Genomic DNA, 13,490 nt, shown 5'->3' with positions numbered 1-13,490 from the left:
AGGCGCCAGGGTGAGAAGAGATTTTCGCATTTCGAGAGGCTATATGCCTTTGACACTTCGTCTCTTCTCCTCACCCCAGCTTATCTAATTTTTCGACTCTTGCCTTTATATGACAGCCCTAGCGGCGCAACTGAAATTGAGGACTACTCCAGAATGCGGATATGCGGCCAGTACAGCACGGGTGACCTCATTGGCAACATTCAGCAAGGCATCTGTTGAGCTGGTCATGACCTGAACAGCGCTACCCACCGGAGGAACGCAACCTTGAATCATCAGTGAGCCCCGTTCGGTCTTATGCCGGGCCACACGAATGATAAATGACCCGTCGGACTGAAGCAGCCCAAAGGGATGGACGATGGACGTGCTCCAAAAATTATCGATCGTAAGTTGCCCGGGAGTGAGGCCTAACTGTTCTTCATAGGCTATAGCCGCGGGTTTCCCCCCCAGCTCAATGATTTCAGTCCCTTCGGCTCGGGTGACAAGCAACGGAACACCAATGGGCTCCCATCCATGTCGGGTGATGACAGGAATAGGGTGATCGGACGCTATCCACAGGGCGACGGCGCCCCCTTCAAGCACTTGATCGTCGTGAAAGACAAAGGTCCGCACAAATTTCAATTCATCACCGGCAGCTCCCCCGGTGATGGTCACCCGAGGCCCAGTAACGCGATAGGCGCCTCGGAACAATTCCTGTAAATCACCCGCAAGGCAATCGACAAGAAGCAAGACCGCCGCATGGGGACTAGAACCTGCCAAGTCTTTGCTCTTCCTGACGATATGTTGTCCAGTTTGATCAAGCTTCCCTTTGACGTGAGCCGCAGAGGCGATGCCAAACCGATAAGGCCCTGCAGTCATTGCCATAACAGCAACTCCAGCGCCGAACCCCATGTATTCCCCTTGGACGATTTCCCCGGAGGTCGTACAGCCGAGGAGTGGCGTTGATCCAGTAATGGAACGGATACCCGTGATCAACGCTTGAAGATCATAACAAGGGGTAGTGAAAACGAGGATAAGTGCTGGTTGCTCTTCTCCTAGACCAACAAGTGCTTCCCTCGCAGCTTCTTGCCCCGCTTCGATGGCGTTGTCTTTATTCTTGCTTGTGCCCACACCCACTCGAATCTGCATCTATTTATCTCTCCTGACAGAAGATTTATAAATATCTAATGTTTGATGCCACGTTATTTTCAATTTTATTTGAAATGGACAAAAATAGGAATTAAACCTTTTGCGATAGGCCTAAATTTCATCGTCGTGAATTTTATTTTCGAACGAACTGCGCCACCTCTCCTTTGCGGTCGAGACGACACACCTTCTCGACAAGGTTTTGCGCTGTGCCTCGTGCTTCGCTTGATTTGGAAACGGAATAAAACGTTCCGTCCGTTGTTCGCAACGGAAAGGGGCAACGTCTTGTTCTGTTGCAGAAAATCAATTTTTCAGGTTTTTCTTCACCGACTTGACGTATTTGCCGAAATCCCGATCCTTCTTTCTCTTGTCCGCATAGGACATTTGATGAAATTCGGATTCTTCGTGGAGTTTTTGGTAATTTTCAACCTGTTCCCGGCGTATTTCGCCGGAATGCACGGCCTCAAGCACGGCGCATCCGGGCTCGCCCGTATGGCTGCAGTCGCGATAACGGCAGCGAGTCGCCAACTCGACAATGCCTGAAAAACTGTCGCGCACGCTGTTTTCCGTCCCCAAAACGCCAAACTCCCGCATGCCTGGATTGTCGACAACCAGGGCTCCTCCCGCAAGACAAATCAGCTCGCGCCGGACAGTGGTGTGCCGCCCTTCGCCTGTGCCGCTCACCGCACCGGTTGCCAACATCTCCCGGCCAATTAAGCCATTGATCAGCGTGCTCTTGCCCACCCCGGACGACCCCACGAAGCAGTAGGTTTTTCCAGGATGTAACAGCCGTTTAAACGCATCCACGCCCTCTTGCGTCACGTTGCTCAAGGTCAGCACCGGCGCGATGACGCCGGCCGCCTGTATGTCCGCCAACTGCGCGGCCAGAACAGCAGGCTCCGCCAGGTCTGTCTTGGTCAGCAGGATGCACGGTTCTGCCCCGCCATCCTTCACCATTACAAGATAGCGTTCCAACCGCTTCAGATTGAAGTCAAATTGGCAGGACTGGACGATGACCACGCAGTCCACGTTCGCCGCTATCATCTGATATTCGACGACGTTGCCCACCGACTTTCGGCGCAGCACAGTCCTTCGTTCCAGAATTGTGTGGATTGTCCCGAAGTCGTTGTCCGGCTGCCGCTCGACATGCACCCAATCGCCCACGCACGGCAGTTCATGGGCAAGACGGCGGTGCGAACACCCGCCGGCAAGTTTGGCCCTGAAGGAGCCGGTCGGGTCAACGAGCAGGTACTGACCACGATCAACGGCCGCGACCCGGGCGATGGCCTCGGTTGGTCTGTATTCCGCCCGGTGCTCAAACCAGTCGCTCCAGCCTAGACCCAGTAATGTGTCGTGCTGATTTTCCATGCATCTCCGTGGGGTTGTATGTTGGAACCTGCTGCGCCGCAGCGCGTTTGCAGACGTCTCGACCGCTGTTCCCGTGCGTGGTGCCATGTCGAGGGCCGCTGTCGCCTCCCTTGAAGTCAGCGCCTTGGCAACCCAAAATACCGGCTCAACCCATCCGGCGCCAGCGTTTGCTGAAGGTCATGGCGTTCCCCCAGAGTTTTGAGCGGATTGTTTCGCGCCCGGTCGTCGTTCTTGGGCAATTGCTGCAGGATATTGGTGGCCAGCACGTCCGGGACTGGCGCCTGATTGTCAAACCAGCTGGTTTTGAGATCCTTGGCCCCGAGCTGCGGGATGCCGTCTTTGATCGTGCCCAGAACCGTCATTCCTCAGACGGCGGGGGGGCGTGTATTGGCCCGCCTGTCCCGCCAATGACCGGGCCCATACCCCCATACTAATGCTAATGCCAATGCCCAGGCGCTGATGGCGATGCGGGAAGATGCTGCCGCCGAAATGGCTGGCTCTTGATGTCGAGGCGAAAAAGGGGAATGTGCGTTGTGCGCCCGCAAGCGTTGAGATGTAATTCGCCGGAATCACCCGCAGTTTCTGGTGGTGGAGTCGTCCGGGGGCGACTTGGGTTGCAGGCTGCGGCCAAAAGCGCTTTGGAGCAGTTGCTTCACGGCTCTGCGGTCGCCGGCGGTCAGCGAGACGATTTTCGCGCCGGTGTGCATCAAGGCCAGGGTCAGCCAGGCAATCAGCAAGGCGCCGCAGCAGTACACCGCCAGGGCCATGAGGTTGGCCAGGGGAACGGACCGGCCTTCCAGGCGGAGATCAAAGGCGCTGCCGCCGATGCTTCCGGCGGTCTGTTGGATGGCGCTGGTCAGCTGCGAGGGCGATTCCAGGATGGCAAAAATGAGCTGAAAAATGTCGACGGCGTATTTCAGCCCGATCAGGATAACAATCAGACCAATGCAGGTGGCTACCAGGCTGACGATGTTCTTAGCGGTTTCCACAACCGACGCGGCATCGTTCTCGTTCTGCGACATGGGCATCATGGGGGGCTCCTCTGAAATGGGGGTTGAGATGGTGAACGACCGTGTTGACGGATTGCAGTGCGCTACTTTTCCCGGTTGACCATTTTTAAAGTCAATTGATGGCTATTGCTACAACATTCCGACGATGGCCCCTGTCATGAGCGAAGCCAGAATGCCGGCGACCAGCGCTTTCACGCCCATGCCAACAATTTCATTCCGCCGTTCCGGACAGAGGGAGCCTAGCCCGCCAATGAGGATGCCCAAACTGCCCAGATTGGCAAAGCTGCACATGGCATAGGTCATGATAATGCGGCTTTTTTCCCCAAGCGCTGCTTGCGGCAGTTGCGCCATTTCGATATAGGCCAGAAGCTCGTTGAGAACAATCTTAGACCCCATGAGGGCGCCGGCAGTTCGCGCTTCTTCCCACGGGACGCCGATCAGCCAGACAACCGGCGCCATCAGAATGCCGAGAATGCGCTCCAGCGTCAGCGGCGCGCCATACAGCTCAGGCAACAATCCAAGGCCAATGTTGGCCAGTTTCACCAGGGAAACAAAAACGATCAAGATGGCCACGATATTGAAAAGAAGCTGTAACCCGTCCCATGTTCCTTTGGTCAAGGCGTCCATGGCGCTCGTCGCCTCTGGAGGCGCAATCTCGTTGCCTATGGTCTGGGGGCGCGTTTCCGGGATGATAATCGAGGCCAGAACAAGGGCCGCCGGAGCATGAATGACGGAAGCGGTCAAGATGTGGCCGAATGCATCGGGCACCACGTTTTGCAGGATTGAAGCGTAGAGCACCAGCATCGTGCCGGCGATACAGGAAAGCCCGGTAACCATCATGGCAAACAACTCGCTTCGAGTCATTGTGTTCAGATAGGGGCGAATGAGCAACGGCGCTTCGATCATTCCCAGAAAGATGCATCCCGAGGCCACCACGCCTAACGCCCCGCCGACGCCCATGGTTTTCTGCAACCCCCAGGAAAAGGCCTGAACAACTCGAGGCAGGATGCGCCAGTAATACAACAAGGCTGTGAGGGCTCCAATGACAAGCACCAAAGGCAATGCCTGGAACGCAAGAGAAAAGGAAGCGCCTGGAGCAATCTCGGCAAAAGGCAAGGGGCCGCCTCCCAGGTAACCAAACACGAACGAGGTGCCGGCTTTTGTCGCTTCTTGAAATGCAAGGACTATGGTGTTCAGTTTAAGAAAAAATTCTCGGAATAACGGCGCCTTTAACATGAGTACGGCTGTCGCCGCCTGCAGGGCCAGGCCCGACAGGATCATTCGCCAGGATTGAATCCGGCGATTTTCGCTTATTAACCAGGCTAACGCCATTAAAACAACGATTCCCAATGCCCCCTGTGCCATTACTCCCAATCCTCCAGATTAAAATGGAACAGGAAGGCGACGTTCATCGGACTGTTCCTTGTATTCATGAGCCGATCCCTTGCCTGAAGATTCGAGCCATGGCCTCGAGCCGGCCACGCTGAAGCGGTTGATCGCACTTGTCCCGAGAAGTGCATTTGACGCGGTTGTCGCAGATTATCCTTTCGGCCAGCTTTCCGGTGGAAGAAACTTCGGAGCAGGGGCGGTTCTGGACGACGGTCATGATGCCAGAAAATCTGTCACAGACTGGAGGAAAGCTTGCGGCTGTTCCATGTGGATCGAATGCGCCGCTTCTTCAATCACCACCAAGTGCGCATCGGCAATCAACTGGACAAGCCGGGAGGCGTTTTCGAGGGGAAAGAGCAGATCCCTGTCGCCGGTTATGACACGGGTCGGAGCGGCAATCTGTCCGAGGAGGTCGGCGCCGTTCCATTCGGCTATTGCTTCGACTTGGCGCCTGAAGGCCTGGGGCGATTGCGGCCAAGGGTCGTGCAGGAGGCCGTGAACAGCCAGATCCACGGCCCGTTGATCGTTAAAAAAGCGTTCCGTAAAGATCCAGAAAAAAATGTTCCGAAACCAGGCGGCGCGGTCGGAACCTGTTGCATAGGCCGTCGCCCAATCGCTGAAGAGCAGATTGTTGCGCGCTGAATTCTCAGCGGCGGCACTCACCAGCACCAGCTTGTCAAGGGCTTGAGGATAGCGGGCGGCATAGGTCATGGCGGCCATGCCGCCCATGGAATGCCCGAGCAGGTTGACCCGCTCAAACCCGAGAGAGCGAATCAGGGCATGGCAGTCGTCCGCAATCTGATCGATGCTGAGCGGGCATTCCTGACAGGAGCGGCCGACTCCCCTGTTGTCGGGGACAATCAAAGTGATTGTATCGCGCAATCCCGAAAGGATGGGCTGCCAACTGCGGGAATCGGAGGCCAGCCCTGCAATCAGGAGCAAAGGCGGCCCTTTGCCGAACACTTCATAGTACAGCGGAATGTTTTCTTGTGCGTAAAAATACATGCATTCACCATGTGAAGGAGCAGGCGTGCCGGATGCGGCGCCCATCCTGCCCCAGGTTCAGTCGGCTACGGGTGCAGCAGTGAGCGAATTGTTGCCAGGGCGTCGGCGTAATCAAAGGATTCGATCTGGCTGCCAAGCAGCTGGGCCTGAGCGCCCAAGACAGCCAGCAACAGGGGCCGGTGTGCGGCCAGGACGTCGTTGACTGAGCTGTCTTCAATCGCCAACAGCGCTTCCATTTGCGTCAGCGCTTGTTGCGCCTGGAGCGCCTGCTGATGGTCGACTGGCGCGACCCATTCGGCGACCGGATTGTTGGCCGCCACCCGCGTAATCGCACGACACAAGGCCTGCAAGGTGGGTTGCAGTTCGTCGATCCGGGCACGAACGGTCGCCTCTTCACAGCGCTCCCGGACCAGTTGTTCCAAATTCGCCGCCTGTTGGGCGATGTTCCAGGCGCCGAGGACGCCTGCCGCTCCTTTGAGGGCATGGGCCTGATGCCGCAGGCTGCGCCAATCCTTTGCCTCCGCTGAAGCGGCGAGAAGGGGCCCATCCTCGCCGTGGAGTTGAACAAACTGGGTCAGCAACCGCAGATACTCCTCATGATCGCCAAGCAGCCGCCGCAGGCTGGTCGCGACATCCAGGCCGTCAATCCGCTGGAGTTGGGCTCTGATGTCGGACCGGTTCGCCGGCGGCGCATCCGTCGGCTCGCTGCTTGGGATGTCCGGCATGGGTTGCTGCTGAGGCGCCGGCAGCCATCTGGTCAGCAGGGTCTGCAGCTTGTGCAGTTCGATCGGTTTGGCGAGATGGTCGTTCATCCCCGCCTCGAGACAGTGTTCCCGGTCCTCGCTGAAGGCATTGGCGGTCATTGCCAGGATGGGCGTGTTCTGCCGGCCAGGCGTTCGGCGAATGGCCCGGGTGGCCTCCAGCCCATCCATTACCGGCATCTGCATGTCCATGAACACCAGGTCAAACGCTTGTTGTTCGACAAGGTCGACTGCCGCTTTCCCGTTGTCGGCCACTGTCACCTCCATGCCCATGGATTCGAGCAGCATTTGCGCCACTTCCTGGTTGATGGGGTTGTCTTCAGCCAGGAGAATCTTGGCGCCTTTCTGTCGGTGGAGCGCCTGTTCCTCCGCCCGATCAGCTTCCCGGGGAAGTGCTGCGGGCAGAATCGTTTCGACAATGGCGTCAAAAAGCATCGAAGGGGTGACCGGTTTGGTGATGATTTTGCTGATCCCGGCGCGGACCGCCTGGTTGCGGGGCAAGTCGTCACTGTAGGCCGTCGCCAGGAGCAGGGTCGGCCGGCTGCTGAGTTCCAGGGTTTGCAACTGTTCCATGGCGCTGATGCCGTCGATGCCGCTCAGGCGCCAGTCCACCACCAGCAGGGCAAACGGTTGTCCGGCCCGATCAGCCTCAAGCACCTTGCGCAGACCCTCTTCTCCGGAAGCGGTCGCGAGCGCGTGCATCCCTATCTCTTCGAGCATGGAGGTCATGATTTCACGGGATTCGGGGGAGTCGTCGATCACCAGGGCCCGCTTTCCTTTGACGGCCTCTTTCTGCGCCCGCACTTTCGGGGCCTGCGTCGAGGGGGCGAAGGGCAGCTCTATCCAGAACAGCGTGCCCGCGCCCAATTGGCTCTCCACGCCGATGCGCCCGCCCATTAGGTCCGTCAGCCGTTTGCTGATGGCCAGGCCCAGTCCGGTGCCGCCGTATCGCCGGGTGGTGGAGCTGTCGGCCTGCTCAAAGGGGAGAAAAATCCGGGCAACCTGGTCCTCGGTCATGCCGATGCCGGTATCCCGGACTTCAAAGCGCAGGATAATCCTGTCGGAATCCTGGAGGAGGATGCGGGCGGTCAGCTTCACCTGTCCCTGTTCGGTGAATTTGACTGCATTTCCCACCAAATTCAGCAGAATCTGGCCCAGTCGGGCGCCGTCGCCGCGCACCATCAGGGGGATGTGATCGAGATCGACCAGGAGTTGGAGATTTTTTGCCGTCGCCTTGTCCGAGATGATGCCGAAAACCTGATCAACGGCTCGCGCCGGCTCGAAATCACCGATGTCAAGGGTCATCTTGTTGGCCTCGATTTTGGAGATGTCGAGGATGTCGTTGATCACATGGAGCAGGTGGCGGGAGGCTTTGGACAGTTTGCCCAGTTGATTGCGTTGCTGCGGCGTCAGGGGATCGTGTTGCATCAGATGGGCAAAACCGAGGATGGCGTTCAGCGGCGTGCGGATTTCATGGCTCATGTTGGCTAGAAATTCCGATTTGGCCCGAGTGGCGGCCTCAGCCTCTTCCTTGGCCCTGCGCAGCGCCTCAGAGGCTTCCCGTTCCGGGGTGATGTCGTCAAGCATCCCCACCAGACCTTTGGAAAGATCTGCGTAATCCAACGCCTGGGCCGTGGTCCGCACCCAAAACAGACTGCCGTCCTTGCGTTGTAATTGGAGTTCGGCCTGGAATACGCCCGAGGTCTGGATGTCGGTTGCAATACGCTGACCCCATTGAAGATACTCCTCATGGGTTCGGTACCACCGTTCTGAGGATTTTCCCAAAAGTTCACCGGGGCCGTATCCGAAAAACTCCTCGAGTTTGCGGTTGCAGCGAATCACAACCCGATTTCGGACGAGAAAAATGCCCATGCCCGCAGCGTTGAAAATCGCCTGTTGTTCTTTGGCGGCGATGCGCAAAGCTGTTTCGATCTGTTTGCGGGATGTCAGGTCGGTATGAATGCCGACGGCCCGCAGCGGCCGTCCGTCCGGCGCTCTGGACACCACCTTGCCCCGATTGAGGACCCAAACAGTCTCGCCGTTTTTTGCCGTCATGCGGAATTCCAGCTCAATGCTGCCTTGCTCCGCCAGGAGCCGCCGCACGGCTGCCAACACCCGCTCTCGGTCGTCGGGATGGACCAGGCTGCCGCTGGAAGTCTGTTCGCCGGCCAATTCCCCCGGTTCATACCCCAGCATTCGGTAATAGGCCGGGCTGCAGTACATCTCGCCGGTGACCATGTTCCAGTCCCACAGGCCGTCAGTGGCGGCATCCAGGGCAAGGGTGTAGCGCTCTTCGCTGATGCGGAGTTGTTCGTTGACCGCATTCAGCTCGGCGGTGCGGGCCTGGACCAGTTCTTCCAGGTGAATCAGCACCTCGTTGGCGGCCCGAGTGGCGGTCTCGGCCTCTTCCAGGGCTGATTCCAGCGCGGCCTGATGCTGTTTCAGCTCGGAAATGTCGCGCACGATCCCCACCGCATGCCACTGATCATTGAGCTGAACCGAGGACAGCGACAGGGAAATGGTTATTTTCGCTCCATCCTTGCGCCGGGCGGCAAGTTCAATGGTTTTGCCGATTGCCCGGCTCTCTCCTGCCTCCTGAAACAGGGAAAAATCCGGTTGACGTCCGGCATGGGGGGCCGGCAGGGCGATCAGCTGGTGCAGGTTTCTGCCCAGGGCTTCTTCGGACTGGTAGCCGAAGATGGTCTCGGCGGCCGGATTCCAGTAGGAAATGTTGCCGGCGTCATCGAGCATGAGGATGGCGTCCAGGGCGGAATCGGTGATGGTCTTGAGGCGTTTTTCGCTCTCGGCAAGGGCCCGCTCCCTGGCCTTTTGCTCGGTAATATCCCGCCAGACGGCGGAAACCAGGGATCGCTCGCCCAGGGTGATCGGGCGCAGCGTCAGCGCGACGTCGCGCAACGAGCCGTTTTTATGCCGGTGTTGGGTTTCAAAAGAGATTCTTTCTCCAAGGACGGCGTTGAGACAGTTAGCGGAAATCTGCTCTGTCGAGTGCTCCGCCTGGATGTCCTCGACCCGCAACCTGGCAAATTCCTCACTGGCGTATCCCAGGTCGGTATGCGCGGCAGTGTTGAAATCAACGAATTGGTTGGTTTGCGCATCCACCAGGACAATGGCGTCGGTGGTTTGGGCGAACATGGCGGCGATGAGTTGATCCCGGGCTTCGACTGACGCAAGGGCGTGGCGACGCTCCGCCACCTCGGCCAAACGGTGGATGACGGCCTCGGCCAGTTGGCGTTCCTCGACGAGGAACGGGCCTTCGTCCTCGGCAGGGCGGGATTCGAGATAGGCCACCGTCAATTGCAGGGTTGTTTTCTGCTGGGTGGTGGCCTCCACGGTCTGCAACCATTCGCTTTCTCTGAATCCGGCGGTGGCATAGGCGGTTCCGTCAACCACAATCCGGGCCTCGGTGATTTCAGAGTGCTGCCAACCAGCAGAAATTTGCGCGACAACGTGCTGCAGTTGTTCAGAAAACGGGGCGGTGACGTCCTCGGTGAGCGCAAAGATGCGATAGAGGCATTGCTGTTCCTTGATCCGTTCACGCAGGTCGCGCTGTTCGCGACGGCGCTGAGTGATGTCGCGGGCCAGGCCCAGCACCCCGATCAGGGCGCCGTCTTCATCCTGCAACGAAGTCTTGACGGTCTCGCAGAGGCTTTTTTGGCTGCCGTCGGCAAACGCGAGCCACTCTTCATTGACCATCGGCTTGCCGTGGGCCACGGCCTTTTGGTCGTGGGAATGGAAGAAATCGGCCAGTTCCTTGGTCACAAAATCATAGTCAGTCTTCCCGATGATATCCGCAGCCTTGGCCCCGTAAAGCCGTTCAAAGGCCGGGTTGCACATCAGATAGCGGCCCTCGGGATCTTTGACCCAGAGCGGCTCGGGAAGGGTTTGAAACAACCCCTGCAGTTTGGCGCGTTCATGTCGGAGGTGTTGCGCGGCTTGTTCCTGTTCGGTGATGTCCCGGAAGAACCAGACCCGGCCGAAATAATGCTGATCGTCGCCGAACATGGGTGCGGTGTAGCGGTCAAAGACGCGGTTGTCGGTGAGCAGAATGGTTTCGCGGCTGGTTTGGCGCGGCTGGCTGTACAGGGTGCGCACGCGTTGGACAAAGGCGTCGTGATTGCTCACCTGGGATGCGACAAAGGCAAGCAGCGTGCTGTCCTGGCTGGATTGCAGTATCTCGTCCGGCACCCGCCACATTTCCGCAAAACGGCGATTGAAGGAGAGAACCTGGTCGTGTTCGTCGACCACCAGAATACCGTCGATCGAGGCCTCTTGCTGGGTTGTGAGGAGGATGTTGCGGAACAGCAGTTCCTGTTCGTTTTGCTTGCGCTGGGTGATGTCGTTGATGGCGGAGAGGAGGGCCGGTTGATGGTCGTACTCGATCAGCGACGAAGAAATCAGCGCAGTGAAGGGGCGGCCGTTTGTATCGGCAAGCATCAGTTCCTGATCATAGACATGCCCTTTCTGCCGGAGTTGATCGAGCAGCCGCTTCCGATCATCGGGGTCACGGTAAAATTGGAGCACCGGTTGGTCGATCAAATCCTCCTTAGTCACTTGAAATTGATTTTCCGCCCTGGTGTTGACGTAGCAGACCTGGCCGGTGTCGATTCGGGTGATCAGCAGGGGAAAGGGCGCCTGTTCGAGCAGTTGGCGCAGGTTGGCCTGTTCCTGGTCAAGCGAGGTCTCCATGAGCGCGAAGGCCATGGCCTGGTTCAACTCTCGGGCGGTGAGCAAACCGACCAAGGCTCCGGACGGGTCGACCACCGGATACTGGCGGACCCAGTGAGCGATCATGGCTGCGGCTGCTTCCGCCAGTGAGGCGTCCATGGCCACCGTGCGCACCGGCGTGGTCATGACGTGCGCCAGCGTGCGGTTGTCCCTCTCCTGGAGGTCTGCGAGATAGAGCCGGGTCAGATCCCGCTCGGTGAGGATGCCCACCGGGACGTGATGATCATTGACGACGATGACGACCCCGGTCATGCAGGAGTGCATCCGTTTCAAGGCGGTCTGCAATGGGGCGTCGGGTTCCAGGGTGAAAAACGAACGATTCATGATCGAGCAGACCCGGGTTTGCCCGACCTGAACATCGAGATCGAGATGGCGGCGAAAGTCGGTTTCGCTGACCACGGCCACCGCCCGCTGCGCCTCGTCAACCAAAACGAGGTGGCGCACATCCTCGCGCAGACAGCGCTGATAGCCCGCCATACAGCTGATGTCGGCAGGGACGGTGACCGGCGTGGCCATGATCTCCCTGAGAATGGTCTGTGGCGGGGTGGACGTGTGTAGCGCCTGCAGCAGGCAGCGTTCGGTGAGGATGCCCAGAGGACGATGATCGGCGTCGAGCACCAGCAGGGAGGAGGTCCGGAGCTGAGCCAGCAGGCGAACTGCTTCGAGCAGGGTGTTTTCCGGAGCAAGAGCGGCAATCCGGTGGGAGGCGATGGCGGTCAGGGGCGTGGTAGAATCGGTCCAGGACAGGGCAGTGGGATCGGACGCCATGGTTCAGGTCTCAGTTGGATGATCGGCGAGTTGCTGGTGGATGCGGGCAAAGGCAGGCAACTCGGCCTCGAAGGCGTCCACCGCCATCGGAGCGAAATGTTTGCCGCGTTGATCATGGATCAGGGCGGCGGCCTCGGCCACCGGCCAGGCGTCCTTGTACACCCGGACCGTGGTCAAGGCGTCGAAGGCGTCGGCCAGGGCCATCAGCCGGGCGGAGAGCGGAATCGATTCTCCGCGCAAACCAAAAGGATAGCCGCTTCCGTCCCACTTTTCGTGGTGATGGAGGGCAATCTCTTTGGCCACTTCGAGGAAGCGCAGCGATTCGGGCTTGGCTTGGTCCGGGGTGGGGGGATAATGGGCCAGGGTGGTGTTGATGGCCCGTTCGATGGCGTTGCCGCCTATCTGGCAGTGCGACTGCATCAACACCCACTCCGCCGGGGTCAGTTTGCCGGGCTTGAGGAGGATGTGATCCGGAATGCCGATCTTGCCAATATCGTGCAATGGCGCGGCCTTGACGATGCGGTTTAAGCGGATTTCGTCAAGTTGTTCTTTGAAGTCGTCAAGTTGTTGCAGGCGCCGGGCCAGCGTCTCCACATAGGTTTGGGTGCGGACGATGTGGTTGCCGAGTTCGGAATCCCGGGTTTCCGCCAATTGGGCCATGGTTGCCAGGCTGACGTCCTGGATCAGCAGGTTTTCGCTCATCCGCCGTTTGACCTCGGCCTCCAGCCAGGCGTTCTGGCTTTTCAACCGGTCGCGGGCCTGTTTCACCTCGATGTGCACCTGCACCCGCGAGAGCACCACCGCTGGTTTGATCGGCTTGGTGATGTAGTCCACCGCGCCTCGCTGCAGGCCCTGTTCTTCGTCCAACTCGTCATTCAGGGCGGTAACGAAGATCACCGGAATGTCGACGGTGTTCTTTTGTTGACGCAATTGCTGCAGTACGGCGTAGCCGTCCATGATCGGCATCATCACATCAAGCAGGATCAGATCCGGTCGCGGTTGCCGTGCGGCCGCCTCAAGGGCTTGTTGGCCGGATTTGCAAACCCGGACGGTGTATTGCGGCCTGAGCAGTTTGGAGAGCACCGCCAGGTTGCCGGGTTCGTCGTCAACGATGAGAATAACAGGGGTGGACATGAAAAACAGGCCTCTCGAGTCTGTTGCAGCCTGCGCTGTGGAGACTCTAACAACGGTTTTAAATTGGGTAGATGCAACTTGGCGAGGCGAACGAGGCCAAAGGATGGGACGTCATGACCCGCATCCCACAAATAACGCATCAACGCGTCAACGCATCCAATTGACCTCGCAGGCTACAAAAAGGGAC

At 58.6% G+C, this 13,490-nt stretch carries 8 protein-coding genes; all 8 read right to left on the bottom strand.

Features of this window, described 5'->3' with window-relative positions; genetic code table 11:
- Positions 1-105: 105 nt before the first annotated feature.
- Positions 106-1,125, bottom strand: a complete 1,020-nt coding sequence (locus RCH93_RS10850; RefSeq protein WP_306548424.1) for an FIST signal transduction protein — start codon at positions 1,123-1,125, stop codon at positions 106-108.
- A 300-nt stretch (positions 1,126-1,425) separates the two neighbouring features.
- Complete coding sequence (gene rsgA, locus RCH93_RS10845; protein ID WP_306548423.1) at positions 1,426-2,490, bottom strand: ribosome small subunit-dependent GTPase A; 1,065 nt, start codon at positions 2,488-2,490, stop codon at positions 1,426-1,428.
- Between the two features lie 116 nt (positions 2,491-2,606).
- Positions 2,607-2,852 (bottom strand): hypothetical protein, encoded by a 246-nt coding sequence (locus tag RCH93_RS10840; RefSeq protein ID WP_306548422.1) that lies wholly within the window; start codon positions 2,850-2,852, stop codon positions 2,607-2,609.
- A gap of 207 nt (positions 2,853-3,059) precedes the next feature.
- On the bottom strand, positions 3,060-3,521 hold the full coding sequence (locus tag RCH93_RS10835) for a hypothetical protein (protein WP_306548420.1): 462 nt from the start codon (positions 3,519-3,521) through the stop codon (positions 3,060-3,062).
- 108 nt (positions 3,522-3,629) lie between these two features.
- Entirely contained in the window at positions 3,630-4,865 is a 1,236-nt protein-coding gene (locus RCH93_RS10830) for a NupC/NupG family nucleoside CNT transporter (RefSeq protein ID WP_306548419.1), read from the bottom strand.
- A gap of 237 nt (positions 4,866-5,102) precedes the next feature.
- Entirely contained in the window at positions 5,103-5,894 is a 792-nt protein-coding gene (locus tag RCH93_RS10825) for an alpha/beta fold hydrolase (RefSeq protein ID WP_306548418.1), read from the bottom strand.
- A gap of 65 nt (positions 5,895-5,959) precedes the next feature.
- Positions 5,960-12,169 (bottom strand): PAS domain S-box protein, encoded by a 6,210-nt coding sequence (locus RCH93_RS10820; RefSeq protein WP_306548417.1) that lies wholly within the window; start codon positions 12,167-12,169, stop codon positions 5,960-5,962.
- Positions 12,170-12,172: 3 nt separating this feature from the next.
- A complete protein-coding gene (locus RCH93_RS10815; protein WP_306548416.1) occupies positions 12,173-13,303 on the bottom strand; it encodes a two-component system response regulator in 1,131 nt (376 codons plus the stop codon).
- Positions 13,304-13,490 lie beyond the last annotated feature (187 nt).

This window comes from Desulfobulbus sp. (assembly GCF_030824455.1).
GTDB lineage: Bacteria > Desulfobacterota > Desulfobulbia > Desulfobulbales > Desulfobulbaceae > Desulfobulbus.
Note: the sequence above shows the minus strand (reverse complement) of the source record. Positions and strands in the feature narration are given on the sequence as shown.

Excerpts from the sequence above, each read along its gene's own strand:
- RCH93_RS10825 (WP_306548418.1), bottom strand. The coding sequence starts at position 5,894 with ATGTATTTTTACGCACAAGAAAACATTCCGCTGTACTATGAAGTGTTC.
- RCH93_RS10815 (WP_306548416.1), bottom strand. The coding sequence starts at position 13,303 with ATGTCCACCCCTGTTATTCTCATCGTTGACGACGAACCCGGCAACCTG.
- RCH93_RS10820 (WP_306548417.1), bottom strand. The coding sequence starts at position 12,169 with ATGGCGTCCGATCCCACTGCCCTGTCCTGGACCGATTCTACCACGCCC.
- RCH93_RS10830 (WP_306548419.1), bottom strand. The coding sequence starts at position 4,865 with ATGGCACAGGGGGCATTGGGAATCGTTGTTTTAATGGCGTTAGCCTGG.
- RCH93_RS10850 (WP_306548424.1), bottom strand. The coding sequence starts at position 1,125 with ATGCAGATTCGAGTGGGTGTGGGCACAAGCAAGAATAAAGACAACGCC.
- RCH93_RS10835 (WP_306548420.1), bottom strand. The coding sequence starts at position 3,521 with ATGATGCCCATGTCGCAGAACGAGAACGATGCCGCGTCGGTTGTGGAA.
- RCH93_RS10840 (WP_306548422.1), bottom strand. The coding sequence starts at position 2,852 with ATGACGGTTCTGGGCACGATCAAAGACGGCATCCCGCAGCTCGGGGCC.
- rsgA (WP_306548423.1), bottom strand. The coding sequence starts at position 2,490 with ATGGAAAATCAGCACGACACATTACTGGGTCTAGGCTGGAGCGACTGG.